The organism is uncultured Thiodictyon sp. (genome assembly GCA_903837595.1).
GTDB lineage: Bacteria > Pseudomonadota > Gammaproteobacteria > Chromatiales > Chromatiaceae > Thiodictyon.
In genome coordinates, this window is record CAILVI010000482.1 from 36,345 (window position 1) to 53,976 (window position 17,632).

General features: G+C 64.8%; 14 protein-coding genes. 3 read left to right on the plus strand and 11 right to left on the minus strand.

Annotated elements, in window-relative coordinates; translation table 11 throughout:
* Window positions 1-58 precede the first annotated feature (58 nt).
* The 11 genes from lpxD to rpsB all read right to left on the minus strand — a co-directional run bounded on the left by lpxD (window position 59) and on the right by rpsB (window position 11,659).
* Window positions 59-1,150, minus strand: a complete 1,092-nt coding sequence (lpxD, locus tag QZY44_RS28995) for a UDP-3-O-(3-hydroxymyristoyl)glucosamine N-acyltransferase (RefSeq protein WP_295456116.1) — start codon at window positions 1,148-1,150, stop codon at window positions 59-61.
* Complete coding sequence (locus QZY44_RS29000; RefSeq protein WP_295456126.1) at window positions 1,147-1,632, minus strand: OmpH family outer membrane protein; 486 nt, start codon at window positions 1,630-1,632, stop codon at window positions 1,147-1,149. The genes lpxD and QZY44_RS29000 overlap by 4 nt, the downstream gene beginning before the upstream one ends.
* Before the next feature lie 45 nt (window positions 1,633-1,677).
* Window positions 1,678-3,960 carry an outer membrane protein assembly factor BamA gene (gene bamA / locus QZY44_RS29005; protein WP_295456127.1) on the minus strand — a complete coding sequence of 761 codons (2,283 nt, stop codon included), beginning with the start codon at window positions 3,958-3,960 and terminating at the stop codon, window positions 1,678-1,680.
* Between the two features lie 316 nt (window positions 3,961-4,276).
* On the minus strand, window positions 4,277-5,623 hold the full coding sequence (gene rseP / locus QZY44_RS29010; protein WP_295456117.1) for an RIP metalloprotease RseP: 1,347 nt from the start codon (window positions 5,621-5,623) through the stop codon (window positions 4,277-4,279).
* Window positions 5,624-5,629: 6 nt separating this feature from the next.
* Window positions 5,630-6,817 carry a 1-deoxy-D-xylulose-5-phosphate reductoisomerase gene (gene ispC, locus QZY44_RS29015; RefSeq protein WP_295456118.1) on the minus strand — a complete coding sequence of 396 codons (1,188 nt, stop codon included), beginning with the start codon at window positions 6,815-6,817 and terminating at the stop codon, window positions 5,630-5,632.
* A complete protein-coding gene (locus tag QZY44_RS29020) occupies window positions 6,814-7,671 on the minus strand; it encodes a phosphatidate cytidylyltransferase (protein ID WP_295456119.1) in 858 nt (285 codons plus the stop codon). The genes ispC and QZY44_RS29020 overlap by 4 nt, the downstream gene beginning before the upstream one ends.
* On the minus strand, window positions 7,664-8,446 hold the full coding sequence (uppS, locus tag QZY44_RS29025; protein ID WP_295456120.1) for a polyprenyl diphosphate synthase: 783 nt from the start codon (window positions 8,444-8,446) through the stop codon (window positions 7,664-7,666). The genes QZY44_RS29020 and uppS overlap by 8 nt, the downstream gene beginning before the upstream one ends.
* A gap of 32 nt (window positions 8,447-8,478) precedes the next feature.
* Entirely contained in the window at window positions 8,479-9,036 is a 558-nt protein-coding gene (frr, locus tag QZY44_RS29030; RefSeq protein WP_295456121.1) for a ribosome recycling factor, read from the minus strand.
* Between the two features lie 2 nt (window positions 9,037-9,038).
* Window positions 9,039-9,761 carry a UMP kinase gene (gene pyrH, locus QZY44_RS29035; protein WP_295456122.1) on the minus strand — a complete coding sequence of 241 codons (723 nt, stop codon included), beginning with the start codon at window positions 9,759-9,761 and terminating at the stop codon, window positions 9,039-9,041.
* 82 nt (window positions 9,762-9,843) lie between these two features.
* Window positions 9,844-10,728, minus strand: coding sequence for a translation elongation factor Ts (gene tsf, locus QZY44_RS29040; RefSeq protein ID WP_295456123.1), 885 nt, complete (start codon window positions 10,726-10,728; stop codon window positions 9,844-9,846).
* Window positions 10,729-10,930: 202 nt separating this feature from the next.
* Entirely contained in the window at window positions 10,931-11,659 is a 729-nt protein-coding gene (rpsB, locus tag QZY44_RS29045; RefSeq protein WP_295456128.1) for a 30S ribosomal protein S2, read from the minus strand.
* A 466-nt stretch (window positions 11,660-12,125) separates the two neighbouring features.
* Between rpsB and map the strand changes: the two genes are divergently transcribed.
* The 3 genes from map to QZY44_RS29060 all read left to right on the plus strand — a co-directional run bounded on the left by map (window position 12,126) and on the right by QZY44_RS29060 (window position 17,587).
* Window positions 12,126-12,908 (plus strand): type I methionyl aminopeptidase, encoded by a 783-nt coding sequence (gene map, locus QZY44_RS29050; RefSeq protein ID WP_295456129.1) that lies wholly within the window; start codon window positions 12,126-12,128, stop codon window positions 12,906-12,908.
* Window positions 12,905-15,526, plus strand: coding sequence for a [protein-PII] uridylyltransferase (glnD, locus tag QZY44_RS29055; protein WP_295456124.1), 2,622 nt, complete (start codon window positions 12,905-12,907; stop codon window positions 15,524-15,526). Before map ends, glnD begins: the two co-directional genes overlap by 4 nt.
* 414 nt (window positions 15,527-15,940) lie before the next feature.
* Window positions 15,941-17,587 carry an IS1182 family transposase gene (locus tag QZY44_RS29060; RefSeq protein WP_295456130.1) on the plus strand — a complete coding sequence of 549 codons (1,647 nt, stop codon included), beginning with the start codon at window positions 15,941-15,943 and terminating at the stop codon, window positions 17,585-17,587.
* Window positions 17,588-17,632 lie beyond the last annotated feature (45 nt).

A 17,632-nucleotide genomic window follows, 5' to 3' on the forward strand; every position in this document is an offset into this window, starting at 1 on the left:
GAAACGGCCCGGTCGACCGGCGCCGTCACGTCCACCTGCTTAGGCTCAGATGCCTGCATCAGTTATCCTCCTGCCCAGGCGCGGCACTACACTGTGCGACGCGCGCTTCGAGTTGCTTGAGTCGGCGCGTCAGCTCATCGAGCTGTCGAAACCGCGCCACGTTCCGTCGCCATTCCGCGCTGGGCATGGCCGGTATCCCGCTGCTATAGGACCCGGCCGCCGGAAAGGAGCGGGTCACCATCGCCTGGCCAGTGAAATGGACTTGGTCACCGATGGTCAGGTGCCCGGCCATGCCCACGGCCCCCGCAATGGTACAGTTGCGCCCGATCCGCGTAGAGCCGGAGATCCCGGTCATCGCGGCCATGGCGGTATTCTCACCAACCTCTACGTTGTGCCCGATCTGGATGTGGTTGTCCAATTTAACCCCATCATGAATAATGGTGTCACCGATCGCGCCGCGGTCGACCGTCGTGTTGGCGCCGATCTCAACGTCATCACCCAGCACCACCCGACCGACCTGCGGGATGCGCACCCAGCGCTCGCCGTCCTTCGCGAAGCCGAAACCCGAGCGGCCAATCACCGCCCCGGGATGCAGCAGCGCCCGCTTGCCGACACGGGTCCCGCGACACAGGGTCACCCGCGCCACCAGTCGGCTGTCTTCACCGATGCTGACGCCTTCCCCAATGATGCACCCCGGGCCGACGAAGACGCGCGGACCGATCTGCGCCCCGGCCTCAACCACCGCGGTCGGACCGATCCACGCGGCTGCATCGACGCAGGCATCCGGGGCGACGACCGCCGCGGGATGGACACCGCCGACCACCGGCGGCACGGGGTAAAGCAGGCGTGCCGCCCGCGCAAAGCTCAAGTACGGGTTGCGACTGATCAGCACGGGAACCGACGCCAACGCCGCGTCCGGCTCCTTGAGGATGACGACACCCGCACGCGTCTGCTCGAGGGCACCACGGTATTTGCGATCACCGAGAAAGCTCAGGCAGTCGCTCTCTGCGCTGGCGAGATCAGCGACGCGCGCCACGCGGGTGCACGGGTCGCCGCGAAAGGGCTCACCCAGCAAACCCGCGAGTTGCTCCAGACTCAGTCCCGCCATTGTCACGCCACCATCTGCATTCGCCGCGTCGCTGCTGTTCATTTGGTTGCCGAATTGCGCTTCAGCCGCTCAATCACCAGATCCGAGATATCGACCCGCGGGTTGTAATAGACCAGGCCATCGGAAATCACCAGATCGATGCCAAGCTCCTTCGCCAGCTCGATGACCACTTCCTGGACCTGCTTGCCGAGCTTGGTACGCAGCTCATTCTGGCGCAGGGCAAAGTCCTCCTGGAACTCATCCTGGGCATACTTGAGTTTGCGGGTGCGGCTGCGGATATCGTTCTGCAGCAGTTGCATCTCGCCCTCACTCATCAATGCGGCATCGCGCTCCAGCTTGCTCTGCAAGACCGTGATCTGCTCCTGCTGCTGGCGCAGATTGCGTTCACGCTCTTCCACCTCCACCTGCAGCGCCTTGCCGGCCGCCGCGTATTGCGGAGAGCGCTCCACCACCCGGTTGGGATCCACCACGCCGATCTTGTAATCAGTCGCCCGCACCCCCGGCGCAAGCAGGAGTGTCAGCATCGCGCAGCCGACCAGCCTTGGGTTCACGTCGCGGCTTCCCGTCCCTTAAAAGGTCTGGCCGACACCGAACTGGAACATCTGCTTATCATCGCCCGGCTTCGCGTTCAGCGGGAAGCCCAGACTGATGGAAAGGGCACCAATCGGCGACAGCCAGTTGATCGCGACACCGGTCGAGTAACGTACTTCCCCAAGGTTAAAGCCGGTCTTGTAGATCAACGCTTGATAGAGGTTCTGCGTGACCCAGACGTTACCCGCATCCAGGAAGACACCCACCCGCAGGGTCTTTTCGATCTCACCACCCATGGGCGGCGGGGCCGAGAGCTCCAGGCTGCCGACCATCTTGAGATTACCGCCCGACGGGCCGTAATTGAGCGAAAGTTCGCGCGGCCCCAGGCTGTTGGCCACGAAACCGCGGACCGAGTGGGGACCGCCCGCATAGTAGTTCTTGAAAAAAGGCAGGGAGTTGAGGTTGCTGTAGCCGTCACCGTAACCCACATCACCGAAGACCGCGAGCACGACCTTCGAGAACAGTGGGATGTAGCGCGTGCCCTCGTAGCCGATCTGGTAATAGGTCAGCGTACTGCCGGGGATGGAGACCTCGCCATGGAGACTGTGCTGATACCCGGAGGTCGGAAACACGGCCCGGTCGCGGGTGTCGTTGCTATAGCCCGCGCTAAAAATAAAATCATCGTAAACGGAGCCGTTCTTGGCGGTAAAATACACGACGATCGGGGCATAGAGGGGCGCCGTCAGCTTGTCATACTGGATCTTGGTGTTTTCATAGCGCAAGCCGAAGCCCGCGCGGCTGGTATGAGAGATCGGCAACCCGAAATTCACCCCGGCGACGCCGACATCCGTGGTGTAGCTCGTATAAGTCGTGTTGAGCAACTTAGTGAAGTCAGTCTTGCGATACGACAGGTCAAACCCGCGACTGATGCCATCGACGGTGTAATAGGGATTGAGGTAACTGAACTGATACAGGGTGGTCGCCGTACTGGTATTGAACGCCAGGGAGACACGCTTGCCGGTGCCGAGGAAGTTATTCTGATTAATGCTGGCGTTTAACAGAATCCCCTGGGACTGGGAATAACCGATACCGGCCATCAGGTTACCCGCGGGTTTCTCCTTGACATTGATATCGACGTCGACCTGATCCGCCGAACCCGCAACCGCCGGCGTCTCGGTGGTGACGTCGTCGAAATAGCCGAGGCGATTGAGGCGCTCACGCGACTCCTTGACCAGGGCCGCGGAGAACCAGGCGCTCTCGAGTTGACGCATCTCGCGCCGCAACACCTCGTCACGGGTTCTGGTGTTACCCTTCATGTTGACGCGGCGGACATAGACCCGCTTACCCGGATCGACGAAAAAGGTGACGGCCACCTGCTTGGTGGTGTCGTTGATCTCGGTACTCGGGTTGACGTTGGCGAAGGCATAGCCCTCGTCGCCCAGCAGGCTCTGGATGCGCTCGGAACTCTCGGTGGTCAGCTTGCGGGAAAACGGCTCGCCCCGGCGCAATTGGATCAGGGGGATGACCTTCGCCACCGGGACCGCCGGCTGACCGGCCAACTTGATGTCGCTTATCGTGTAAGGGCTGCCTTCGTCCATCACCACCGTGATGTAGATCTCTTTTTTGTCGGCACTGATCGAGACCTGCGTGGACTTGATATCGAACTTAATGAAGCCGCGATCCAGATAAAACGAGCGCAGCCGTTCCAGGTCCCCGCCCAGCTTCTGCCTGGAGTATTGATCGTTCTTCGCGTAAAAGGAGTACCAACTGGTCGTACCCAACTCGAACAGCTTGAGCAGCGCCTTGCTGTCGAAAGCCTTGTTACCGATGAGATTGATCTGCTTGATACGGGCGGTGAGACCCTCGGTCACGTCGATGCGGATGGCCACGCGATTGCGCGCCAACGGGGAGACGGTGGAGGTGACAAGCACACCGTACTTGCCGCGCGCGTAATACTGGCGCTCCAGCTCCTGCTCGATACGGTCCAGCACCGAGCGGTTGAACACCCGCCCCTCCTTGAGTCCGATCTCTTCCATCCCCTTCTCCAGGGACTTGGCGTCGATGTCCTTGTTGCCGACGAACTCGATCTTGGCGATGGAGGGACGTTCCTGAACGCTCAAGACCAGGACGCTGCCGTCGCGCTCCACCCGCACGTCCTCAAAGAACCCGGTCTGATAGAGTGCGCGGATGATATTGCCGGTGACGTCGTCCCCCACCGTATCGCCGACCTGCACCGGCAGATAATTGAAGACCGTGCCGGGCGCAATGCGTTGCAGCCCCTCGACCCGGATATCGGCAATCTGGAATTGCTCAGCCGACACCGTGGCGCCGAACAGAAGCAGGATCAGCAGGGCCAGGAGCGACAGACGTCGAGCGCCGCCGATGTCAGCAGATGAAACGCACAAGGAATATCTCCCCCAGATCAAGCCGCGGGCTACCCCGAGACAACGACTAAAGGGCACCGAAAAACTCACGTCGCCTGTGCGAGACCGGCCCATCTGCGCGATTTTAAGATACCCGACAAGAGCACGAGGTGAACGCAGCCCACCGCTGGACAGGTTCGCTTCGTGACGAAAACCAGGCGCCTGAACAACCGTTTTGCCGGCACCGGGCGCTAGTATACGGGATCGGCAGCGGCTAACCAAAGACCCGCGCGAGGTCCTCGTAAAAGGCCAGACCCATGAGGGCGGCGATCAGGACGATGCCTACCTTTTGGGCCTGCAGCTGGATCGCCTCGGACACCGGACTACCTTTGATCCACTCAATGAAGAAATACAGCAAGTGGCCGCCGTCCAGGATCGGGATCGGCACCAGGTTCAGGACGCCCAGGCTGATACTGACGACGGCCAGAAACTTGACGAAGGAGTCCCACCCGGTGCTCGCGGTTTCCCCTGCGGCCTTGGCCATCGTGATGGGACCGCTCAAATTTTCCACGGACGCCCGGCCCACCAGCATCTTCCCGATCATGCGCACCGTGAGCCGACTGATGTCCCAGGTCTGGTCCCACGCTTGCCCCAGCGCGGCCAGCGGCCCATAGCGAACCTCAAGGCGATCCATCATGACCCCGGCACCGATGCGCCCGAGCGTTGCACCACTCTTTTGGTAGGCCCGCGGCGTCAGGCGGATCACGAACGGCGCGCCGGAGCGCTCCACCGCGAGGCGCAGCTCCTGGCCCGGCCGCGCCTGGACCATCTCCACGAAGTGACTCCAGTCGCGAATCGGCTCACCGTCCCCGGCGAGCAGACGATCCCCGGATTGCAGACCGGCGCGCTGCGCAGGCTCACCCGGAATGACATCGCCGACGATTGCCGGGAGATGCAGCGGGCGGGGATTGAGCCCAAGGCGCTTGACGATGCTCGCATCCTCGGGCAGTGCGGCGAAGCGTTCGCCGTCAATCAGGCGCTCCTGCTCCCGCCCGGCGGCATCACGGACAGTGACCCTCAAGTCTTGGCTGCGACCGGACTCCGCCATGAAGGCGAACACCGCTTGCTCCCAAATGGTGGCGTCGCGAGCGGCGACCCGCAGCAGTTGGTCCCCCTCCCGGAAGCCGGCCTGGGCGGCGGGCGAGTGGGGTACCACCGACACCACGACCGCGCGCAATCCGGTCTCCCCGGCCATGAACACCAGCCAATAGGCGAGGATGGCGAACAGCAGATTGAACGCCGGCCCGGCGGCCACGATCGCCGCCCGTCGCCACAGGCGTTGCCGGTTGAAGGCCAGGTGGAGTTGCGCCGGGGCGACCGCCTCCTCGCGCTCATCGACCATCTTCACGTAGCCGCCCAACGGGAGCACTGAGAGTACATACTCGGTCGTGTCCGCTCTGCGCTGGTAGCGCAGCAAGGGCCGGCCGAAGCCGATCGAGAAGCGCAACACCCCGACCCCGAGCCACCGGGCGACCAAGAAATGGCCGAGTTCATGCACGGTGATGAGGATCGCCAAGGCGATCAGAAAATAGCCGATATCCTGCAGGAGAGGCAATGACATAGGGCGCTAGTCGACCCGCTTGGCGATGATCTGTTGCGCGTTGGCGCGGGCACGCTGGTCGAGTTCGATGAGGCCTGCCAGATCCTGACCAGCCACGGATTGCTCGGCGTAGAAGGCCAGCGTCTCCTCCACGACCCGCGCGATACCAGGAAATCCTACGCGACCCTCGAGAAAGGCGGCCACCGCGACCTCATTGGAGGCGTTCAGCACCAAGGGTGCAGAACCGCCCGCGTGCGCGGCCTCAAAGGCCAGACGCAGACAGGGGAAGCGCCCCGTGTCCGGGGCCTGAAAATCGAGTTGCCCCAGTGCCACCAGATCGAGTGGGGCAACCCCGGAATCGAACCGCTCCGGCCACGCCAGGGCATGAGCGATCGGGGTACGCATATCCGGATTGCCGAGTTCGGCCAAGACCGACCCATCCTTGTACTGGACCAGCGAGTGCACCGTGCTCTGCGGATGGACCACCACAGTGATCCGCTCCGGTCCGGTGCCGAAAAGCCAGCAGGCCTCGATCACCTCCAGCCCCTTGTTCATCAGGGTGGCCGAGTCCACCGAGATCTTACGCCCCATGCTCCAGACCGGATGGGCACAGGCCTGCTCGGGGGTCACCGTGGCCAGGCGCTCGGTGGGCCAGTCGCGGAACGGACCACCGGAGGCGGTAAGCAGGATCCGCTCGACCCCGACCTGCGCCAGACCGGAGTGAAACCCCGTCGGCAGGCATTGGAAGATGGCGTTGTGCTCACTGTCGATGGGCAACAGCTCGGCCCCGCTGGCGGCCACCGCGTCCATAAACAGAGCCCCCGCCATCACCAACGCCTCCTTGTTCGCCAGCAGGACGCGCTTGCCGGCACGCGCCGCCGCCAGGCTCGGGGGCAGGCCAGCGGCGCCGACGATCGCGGCCATCACATACTGCGCCTCCGGGAGGGCCGCGACCTGTTCCAGCCCGGCAACCCCGGACAAGACCTCGGGCGCCCCGGGCATCCCCGCGAGCAGCGACTGGAGCACCCGGGCGGCCGCGGGATCGGCCATGGCTGCATAGGTCGGCCGATAGCGGCGACACTGTTCGGCCAACTTTTCCGCATTGCTGTTCGCGGTCAGGGCCACGACCCGGAAACGCTCCGGGTGCCGCGCCAGCACGTCGAGCGTGGAGAGACCAATGGAGCCGGTGGAACCGAGTATCGCAACACCAATCATGTATGTACCACCGGTAGGAAAAGTTTGATACCGAGCATAAACAGGGGTGCCGCCGCGGTCAGACTGTCGATCCGGTCGAGGAAGCCGCCGTGCCCGGGAAGCAGTTGACCCGAGTCTTTGACCCCGCGCCGCCGCTTGAGCAGGCTCTCATAGAGGTCGCCAACGACTGACATGACGACCGTGACCGCACACACAGCAACCGCCAACAGGATCCCACCGACCCGGGGGGCCAGCACCGCGCCCAACAGGACCCCACCGATGCCGGCCACCGCCAGCGCCCCGTAGACCCCCTCAAGGGTCTTGCCGGGACTCAACCCCGGGGCCAGTTTGGAACGCCCCCAGCGGCGGCCGGCGAAGTAAGCCGCCGAGTCCGCGAACCAGATCAGCAGTAGCAAGAACAGCACCAGGGCCGGCCCCGCGGGCCCGGTGTCACGCAATGTGATCAGGGCCGTCCAGGAAACGCAGAGCACCAGGAGTCCGGTCGCCGCACCCGCGCCATCCAGCCCAGTCCGGGGCTCGATGTGCTGGATACGCACCAAGGCGACGGTCTGGATGACCCACCAGGCGACGCCCGCAGCAACCAGCCAAGTACGCCACCACGGGGGCAGAAACCAGAGGCTCGCCAAGCCCACTGCCACCAGGATGACGTACGCCACCTGCGCCACCCGGGCACTGAGCCCGCTGAGCCCAGCCCACTCCCAGGCGCCGATCAGGACCACCAGCGCCATGAAGACGGCGAATGCCGAGGCGGGTAACCACAGCACCGCCCCCATCACCAAGGGCCCCAGAATGAAGGCCGTCACGACGCGCTGGCGCAGCGCACTACCGGCCGTCATGATCTTGGCATCACTCATGGCGATCCACTCCAGACTCGCTCACGACCTGCTCCCCGGTGAGGCCGAAACGGCGCTGGCGATGGGCAAAGTCGTCCAGTGCAAGCCCATAGGCAGTGGCATTGAATTCCGGCCACAGGAGTTCGGTGAAATACAGCTCGGCGTAGGCCGACTGCCACAGGATGAAGTTACTGATGCGCTTCTCGCCCCCGGTGCGAATCAAAAGGTCCGGGTCGGGCAGATCGGCGAAAGACAGGCGTGCGGCGATCGCCTGTTCATTCACCGCGGCGGGGTCAAGCCGGTCGGCCGCCACGTCGGCGACCACGCGGCGAACCGCCTGGGTGATGTCCCAGCGCCCACCGTAGTTGGCCGCCACCTGGAGATTCAGGGCGGTGTTATGGGCGGTCAGGCCCTCGGCCTCGTCAATGCGGCGCTGCAACTTCTCGCTGAAGGCGGTACGCTCGCCAATCACACGCAGCCGCACGCCATTCTCATCGAGCCGGCGCACCTCGCCGCGCAGCGTGATCATGAAGAGATCCATGAGTACGCTGACCTCGGAGGGCGGGCGTCGCCAATTCTCGCTGCTGAAGGCGAACAGGGTAAGGGTCCCGACCCCGCGCTGCACCGACTCCTCCACCACCGCACGCACACTCTTGACACCCTCGCGGTGCCCCCAGGTGCGGGCGCGATTGCGCTGTTTGGCCCAGCGACCGTTGCCATCCATGATGATGGCGACGTGCTTAGGGACGCGCCGCTCAGCATCGTGAGCCCCGCTGCCGGGGGATACCGTGTCCACGTCGTCTTGTTTCGGCTGCGGCTCAACACGCCTCAGATGGACATCAGGTCTGATTCCTTGGTGGCCAACACGTCGTCGACCTCCTTGACATACTGATCAGTCAGTTTCTGCACGATCTCCTGACCACGCCGCTCGTCGTCCTCGGAGATCATTTTTTCCTTCACCATATCCTTCAACTCGGCATTGGCATCGCGGCGGATATTGCGTAGCGCGACGCGTGCCTGCTCGGCCTCATGGCGTGCTACCTTGATCAGGTCGCGGCGCCGCTCCTCAGTGAGCGCGGGCATGGGCACGCGGATGACAGTACCGGCCGTGTTCGGGTTGAGCCCGAGGTCGGACTGCATGATCGCCTTCTCGACCGCCTGCACCATCCCCTTTTCCCACGGGATCACCGCCAGGGTGCGCGAATCCTCGGCGGTAACGTTCGCCACCTGCCGAATCGGCATCTCGGAGCCGTAGTAGGAGACCATGACGTGATCCAGTAGCGAGGGGTGGGCGCGCCCGGTGCGAATCTTCGCCAGCTCGTGGCCCAAGGCTTCCACGCTCTTGCCCATCCGAGTCGCCGCGTCCTTCTTGATGTCATTGATCATCTTCAATCACCACTTGCCACCAGGGAACCTAAGTCTGCACCGCGCATCAGGCGCAGCAAGGCCCCCGGCTCGTTGATATTCATCACGCGCAACGGCAGGCCATGATCCCGACACAGCACGATGGCCGTCGTGTCCATCACCTGCAAACCCTCGCGCAAGGCGCGATCGTAACTGATTCGGGAATAAAAGGTCGCATCCGGGACGCACAGGGGATCGGCGGAATAGACGCCGTCGACCTTGGTCGCCTTGATCAGCAGGTCCGCACCGATCTCGATGGCCCGCAGACTGGCCGCAGAATCCGTCGTAAAAAAAGGGTTTCCAGTCCCGGCGGCGAAGATCACCACCCGCCCCTTCACGAGATGCCGCAGTGCACACGCGCGATTATAGTCTTCACACACGCCACCGACCGGCAGCGCCGACATCACCCGCGTCGACACCCCCAGCGCCTCCAGGCGATCCTGCATGGCCAGGGCATTCATCAGGGTGGCCAGCATGCCGATATGATCGCCGGTGACCCGGTCCATCCCCCGTGCGGCCAGCGCCGCACCGCGGAAGATGTTGCCCCCGCCGATGACCAGGGCGACCGCAATCCCTTCACCGAGCAGGTCCCGGACATCACCGGCCAGGCCTTCGAGCACATCCGGGTCGATGCTCTCGCGACCGCCGCCCGCGAGCGCCTCGCCACTGAGCTTCAAAAGGATGCGACGGTAGATCGGAACGGACATAAGGTCTTCCCAGCACTCAGGGTGAATCGGGGCATGGCCGTTGGTGCCGGGGGCACGGACAGTGCCCCCGCCCGCCAGGCAATCAGTCCTTCTGCAGGGCCATGACCTCTTCGGCAAAGTTCTCGCTGCGCTTCTCCAGCCCTTCCCCGACCTCGACCCGGGCGAAACGCCGCACCTTGGCCCCGGCCTGCTTCAGCAGCTTCTCGACGGTCTGCTCGGGATCCTTGACGAAGGGCTGACCCAGCAGCGTCACCTCCTCCATGAACTTGCGTATCCGACCCTCGATCATCTTGTCGACGATGTTGGCCGGCTTGCCGCTATCCAGGGCCTGGGCGCGGAAGATCTCGCGCTCGCGTTCCAGTTGCTCCGGCGGCACCTCGTCGGCACTCAGACACACGGGGTTGCTGGCCGCCACATGCATGGCCAGATCATGCCCCAGGGCCTCGTCGCCACCCTGCAGTTCCACCACGACGCCGATGCGCACGCCATGACGGTAGCTGAAGAGGGCGCCCTCGACGCCGTCGAAACGCACCAGGCGCCGCACCTGGACATTTTCGCCGATCTTGGTGATCAGTGCCTCGCGGGCCGCGTTGACCGTGGTTCCGGGCTCATCGACGAGCGGCTGCTCCAGCAGCGCGGCGGCATCGGCCGCGGTGCTCGCCAGCGCCGTCTTGGCCACGGCCGCTGCGAAGGCGGTGAAATTGGCATCCTTGGCGACGAAATCGGTCTCACAGTTGATCTCGACCATCACGCCGCGCTGCCCGTCGGCCGCCAGCTCGATGACCACCGCACCTTCAGCGGCGATGCGGCCCGACTTCTTGGCCGCCTTGGCCTGACCGGACTTGCGCATCGCATCGATCGCGGCCTCGATATCTCCGCCCGTCTCCACCAAGGCCTTCTTGCATTCCATCATGCCCGCGCCGGTACGCTCGCGGAGTTCTTTAACGATGGCGGCTGTAATCGACATGCCTCAAATCCTCTGTACTGCTCGTGCACCCCGCTCAGGTGTCGGGGTGCGGCGAAATTGGGATGTTGCCCGCGGGCGCTCGGCGACTCCGGGGGCGTCTGGGGGGCACCTCGACAGAGGCACCCCGGGGGCGCCCGCCGACCGATCACGGGGCGACCGTCGACCGAATCGGGTCAGGGACGCCCCGTGTGGCCCGACCGGACTATTCGCGCCCGGGAGCGGCGTCGCGGAACTCGCTCTCACGGCCCGACACCATCCCGGCGGCGCTGTCGCGACCCTCCAGGACTGAATCGGCACTGCCCGCGATATACAGACGCACGGCGCGGATGGCGTCGTCGTTGCCCGGGATCACATAGTCGACCTTGCTGGGGTCGTTGTTCGTGTCGACCACACCGATCACCGGGATACCAAGCTTGTTGGCCTCGGTCACCGCGTTCTTCTCGTGGCCGACGTCGATCACGAACATGGCGTCCGGCAGGCCATCCATGTCCTTGATGCCACCCAAGCTCAGCTCCAGCTTGTCACGCTCGCGCGACAGGTCCAGGGCCTCTTTCTTGTTAAAGCGCTCAATGCCGCCGCTCTCGAACATGGCCTCCAGGTCCTTCAGCCGCTTGATGGACTGGCGGATGGTCTTGAAGTTGGTGAGCATGCCGCCCAGCCAGCGGTGGTTCACGAACGGCATGCCGCAGCGCAGCGCCTCCTCGCGGATGGCGTCGCGCGCCGCCCGCTTGGTGCCGACGAACAGGATCTTGCCGCCGTTGGCCGACAGGGTGCTCATGAAATTCAGTGCGTCCTGGAAGAGCGGGACCGTCTTTTCCAGGTTAATGATGTGGATCTTGTTGCGATGCCCGAAGATGAAGGGGCCCATCTTAGGGTTCCAGTAACGGGTCTGGTGGCCGAAATGGACGCCGGCCTCCAGCATCTGACGCATGGATACTTGACTCACGATCGTTTCCTCAGGTGTGTTGGGTTGGGCCTCCACGCGTCCCATGCAGCAACCCAATCCAGTGACGAACCTGGCGGGCACCCGGCAACATGTGACGACGCGTGTGCGGTTGAATGTCCGGCCGCCGCAGCGACCGCGTGTTAATCCACTTAAAACGCCCCAGAGTCGGGGACATCGAGTCTGCCGACCGCCCCTAAAAATAAAGCGAAAAACCACGGTTTTTCGCTTGGATGGGAGGTCGGCCGCCCTGATCTCCTCGAGCACCACGCCCGGCAGTGGTCCTGATCTCAAACGGGCCATACCCGCCCCGCGGCGGGACCGCGCAGCGCCCGTTTGCGACGGCGTGCCGCGTTTTATACCATAGCCCGCTTAGCCCCGGCAACGACGGCGCAAATCGCGGCCGTTTTTTCCTTAATAATCTGGATACCCGATGGACGCATTCAAAGGCCCCATGAGCGTGCAAATCAAGACCCCCGAGGCCATCGAGCGGATGCGCGTCGCCGGGCGCCTGGCCGCCGAGGTGCTCGACATGATCAGCCCCTACGTCCAGGCCGACGTCACCACGGAGGAACTGGACATCCGCTGCCACGAGCACATCGTCACGGTCCAGGGCGCCATTCCGGCGCCCCTGAACTACCGGGGGTTCCCCAAGTCGATCTGCACCTCGGTGAACCATGTGGTCTGCCACGGCATCCCCGCCAACAAGCGACTGAAAAGGGGCGATATCGTCAACCTGGATATCACTGTGATCAAGGACGGCTACCACGGCGACACCAGTATGATGTTCTGCATCGGCGAGCCCTCGATCCTGGCCAAGCGCCTGGTGAAGGTCACACGCGACGCGCTGTGGCGCGGCATTGAGGTCGTGCGCCCCGGTGCCACCCTGGGCGATATCGGGCACGCCATCCAGCAGTTTGTCGAGGCCCACGGCTACTCCGTGGTGCGCGAGTACTGCGGACACGGGATCGGGCGCGAGTTCCACGAAGACCCCCAGGTGCTGCACTACGGCAAGCCGGGCGAGGGGTTGGTGCTGCGCCCGGGGATGTGCTTCACGATCGAGCCCATGGTCAACGCCGGCAAGCGCTTCATCAAACTGCTGCCGGACGCCTGGACCGTGGTCACCAAAGACCGCAGCCTCTCGGCCCAGTGGGAGCACACGCTGCTGGTCACGCCCGACGGCCACGAGGTACTGACCCTGCGCGCGGACGAGCGCGCCGCGGTCCCCGCCCCATGACCCCGGGCCCCGCCAACCTGCGCGACCTGGTCCCGGTCTATCGTCAACAACTGCGCGACGGGCGCGACGCACTGTTCAAGGAGTTCGACCTTGGGGTGCCCGTCACCACCCTGGTGTTGACCTTAAGCCAAATCACCGACCGGGTCGTACGCGAGGTCTGGCAACACCATGTGGGGGACGCCGCGGACGTGGCCCTGGCGGCGGTCGGCGGCTACGGCCGGCAGGAACTGCAACCGGCCTCCGACCTGGACATCCTGATCCTCGCCGAACCCGCAGCCGAGGCGATGCTTCAGGAGGCCCTGGGGCAGTTGGTAACCTTCCTGTGGGACATCGGGTTGCACGTCGGGCACAGTGTGCGCAGCGTGGATGACTGCGTCAGCGAGGCCCAAGCCGACGTCACCGTGATGACCAACCTGATGGAGGCGCGGCTGTTGGCCGGCGACGCCGACCTGTTCCAGCGCATGCGCACGGCCACCGCCGCGGACCGGATCTGGGACAGCCAGGCCTTCTTCACCGCCAAGGCCGCGGAGCAGCAGGCGCGCTGGCACAAGTATGGCGATACCGCCTACAACCTGGAGCCGAACATCAAGGAGAACCCGGGCGGCCTGCGCGACATCCAGATGATCGGCTGGGTGGCCAAGCGGCACTTTGCCGCCACCACCCTGCACGAATTGGTGACCCAGGGCTTCCTGACCGAACCGGAGTACCAGGCCCTGATCGAGGGGCAAAACCACCTGTGGCGCATCCGCTTCGCGCTGCACCGCCTCACCGGACGGTGCGAGGACCGGCTGCTGTTCGACTACCAGCGCACCCTGGCACAGGGGTTCGGCTTCTGCGACGGCGACAACAACCTCGCCGTTGAGCAGTTCATGCAGCAGTATTATCGCACCGTGCAAGAACTCAACCGCCTAAACGAGATGCTGCTGCAACTGTTCAGCGAGGCCATCCTGCTGCACGACGACATCGGCCCCCCGGTGCGGATCAACTCACGCTTCCAGACCCGTAGCGGCTTTCTGGAAATCAGCTCACCGACCGTGTTCCGCCGCTACCCTATCGCGCTGCTGGAGGTCTTCCACATCCTGCAGACCCACCCGGAGTTGCACGGGGTGCGCGCCAGCACCATCCGCGCCATCCGCGAGAACCGCCACCGCATCGACGACGCCTTCCGCGCCGATATCCGCGCCCGCAGCCTGTTCATGGAGTGCCTGCGCGAACCCGGCGGCCTCACCCACGCCGTGCGGCGCATGAACCGCTACGGGGTGCTGGCCGCCTACATCCCGGCCTTCGCCAACATCGTCGGGCGCATGCAGTACGATCTCTTCCACGTCTACACGGTCGACGAGCACACGCTCGCCCTGCTGCGCAACCTGCGCCGCTTTACCATCGCCGCGCACGCCGAGGAGTTCCCGCTGTGCAGCGCGGTGACGCTGCGCATCCCCAAAATGGAGATCCTGTACCTGGCCGGGCTCTTCCACGACGTCGCCAAGGGCCGCGGCGGCGATCACTCCCAACTGGGCGCCCGCGATGCCTGGGACTTCTGCCGCCTGCACGGACTCTCGGAGTTCGACAGCCGCCTGGTCGCCTGGCTGGTCGAAAAACACCTGCTGATGTCCATGACCGCGCAGCGTAAGGACATCAGCGACCCGGAGGTGATCCAGGCCTTCGGTGAACTGGTCGGGGACCCGACCCGCCTGGACTATCTGTATCTGCTCACCGTGGCGGACTCGCGCGCCACCAACCCGGAGCGCTGGAACGGCTGGATCGCCGCCCTGCTGCGCGAACTCTATCACAGCACCCGGCGCGCCCTGCTGCGCGGCCTGGAACACCCCCAGGCCCAGCACGAACTGATCGAACAGAAACAGACCGAGGCCAAGCGGCTGGTCCAACGCTACGGCGGCGACCCCCAGGCGTGCGACCAACTGTGGCTGCGATTCGGCCAGGACTTCTTCCTGCACAACTCGCCCGACGAGATCGCCTGGCAGACCCGCCTGATCCTGAACACCGACCCCGGCGAACTGCCGTTGGTGGTCATCCGCCCGGTCACCGCACGCGGCGGTACCGAGATCTTCATCTATACCCCCGACCGGGCCAACCTGTTCGCCCGCACCACCGCGGTCCTGGATCAGCTCGCGCTCAGCATCATGGACGCCCGGGTCATGACCACCGACGACCACATGGCGGTCAACACCTACCAGGTACTGGACCTGGACGGCCACCCGGTCAACGACTCCGATCGGATGGACGAAATCCACACCACCCTCACCGCGGATCTCCGCGCCCACGCCCGCGACGGCATCACGGTGGCACGCCGCCTGTCGCGCCGCCACCGCCACTTCCCGATCGAGACCCGCGTCAGCTTCTCGGTCGACGAGACCAACCGCCGCACCGTGATGCGCCTGAGCACCCTGGACCGCCCCGGCCTGCTGGCCGAGGTCGGTGAGGTCTTCGAGACCTGCGGGGTACGCCTGCAAAATGCCAAGATCGCCACGGTTGGCGCCGAAGTGGACGATGTCTTTTTCATCACCACCCCGGACGAGGCGCCGATCCTGTGCGAGACGGCACTTGCCTGTCTGAGCAGGGAGATCCATGCGCGGTTGGAGGGCAGCACCAAGACCTGAAAGGGCATGGCAGCGGGATCAGTGTTGTCTGCGGTCTCTTGCTGGCACGCCCTTTCAGTGATCAAGAGTCACCGGCTGTCGGCGCATCCCTTTTCGACACTGGCCTTGACCATGATTGCAGCCACTGCTCGGGTGACTTTGGTCGCGGCCTGGCGGCCGCTCCTACGGCGGTAGGAGCGGCCCCCAGGCCGCGACGGGTTGACGCGAGGCTGGTGGCCTGAATGGTGATCAAAGCCTCGACACCGGGGGCGCAGCACCTCAGCAACCGCATGCAAGGCGCTGAAATGTTCGGGTTCGTTCCTGACACTGGTGGCGAATTCCGCAGCCGGGCGAGGCGGATGCCGAGCCGACAACGCGGCGACGTTCGCCTACACTGGAGGGACCGGTTGTGCCCTGTTGTTTCGGAGGCTTTCTGTGTCGCTCCAACCTTGCCCCGCGTTCGAAATCCCCGAAGAAACCCGCCGGGTGGCGTGCGCCGCCTTTCCGCGGGGTACGTTGTGCTTGAGGATCGCCGACGCCCTGGGGGGACTGTACCAGGACGCGGATTTTGCCGACCTGTTTCCGCGCTGCGGTCAGCCGGCCGCGTCGCCCGCCCGCCTGGCGTGGGTGACGATCCTGCAATTCGTTGAGAATTTGTCCGACCGCGCGGCGGCCGACGCCGTGCGGGGCCGCGTGGACTGGAAATACCTGCTCGGGCTGGAGCTGAGTGACCCTGGGTTCGATCACACCGTGTTGAGCGAGTTTCGCGCGCGCCTGACGGGGGGCGAGGCCGAAAGGCGGCTGCTCGATACGCTGCTGGCGCGCCTGCGGGAGATGCACCTGCTCCAGGCGCGCGGTCGGCAACGCACCGATTCCACTCATATTCTGGCTGCGGTGCGCACCCTCAACCGCCTGGAACGGGTCGGCGAGACGCTGCGCACGGCGTTGAACGCCGTGGCGGATGCGGCGCCCGACTGGCTGGCTGCGCTCGCCCCGCCGAGCTGGTACGAACGCTATGCCCGACGGGTCGAAAACTTCCGTCTGCCCGCCGCCAAGAGCGAGCGCGAGCGCTTGGCCGCCGAGATCGGCGCCGACGGGCAAACCCTCTTGGACGCGATCGCCGCCGCACCCGCGGGCGCGCGGCTCGCGGCGCTCCCCGAGGTGGGCACGCTGCGCCAAGTCTGGGAGCAGCAATACCGCCGCGACGAGGACGCTCTGGCGTGGCGCTCGGGCGATGAGCTGTCCGCGTTGGTGCAGCGCATCGAATCGCCCTACGACCCCGAAGCGCGCTACAGCACCAAACGCAGCGTCGATTGGGTCGGCTATAAAGTCCACCTGAGCGAGACCTGCGAGAGCGACGCGCCGCGCGTGATTACCCACGTCGAGACCACCGCCGCGACGGTTCCCGACGTCAAAGCGCTGCCGGACGTGCATCGCGCACTTGCGCGCGCCGATCTGCTGCCCGCCAAGCACTTAGTCGATAAAGGCTATACCTCTCCGCAGGTGGTCCTTGACAGTCAACAGCGCGACGGCGTGTGCGTGATCGGCCCGCTGGGCGAGGATACCAGCTGGCAGGCGCGCGCCGGCAAGGGGTTCGACAAAGCGCATTTCCTCATCGATTGGGAGGCACAACGGGCGACCTGTCCCGCCGGCTGTCTCAGCCAGACCTGGAAGCCGAAAACCGGGGTCCCCGGCATTGAGACGCAAGTGCGTTTCTCCGCCCGCGATTGCCGCTCGTGCCCGCATCGTGCGGATTGCACCAAATCCAAAACCAGCGCGCGCATCGTGCTCTTGCAGTCGCGCGAGTGCCACGAAGCGCTGCGCGAGGCGCGCCTGACGCAAACCTCCGAGACCTTCGAGCAAGAGTATGCGGCCCGCGCGGGCGTCGAGAGCACTCATGCGCAGGCCATTCGCCGCAGCGGTCTGCGCACCTGCCGCTACATTGGCCTGGCCAAGACACGCCTGCAACACATCGCCACCGCCGTCGCGCTCGATCTGGTACGGGTCTGCGAATGGCTGGACGGAACGCCCGTGGCGCCGACCAGACGCTCGCGCTTTGCCAGGTTGCAGCAGGCTGCCTGAGGGGGCCGGAGAATTCGCCACCAGTGTCAGGAACGAACCCCAACA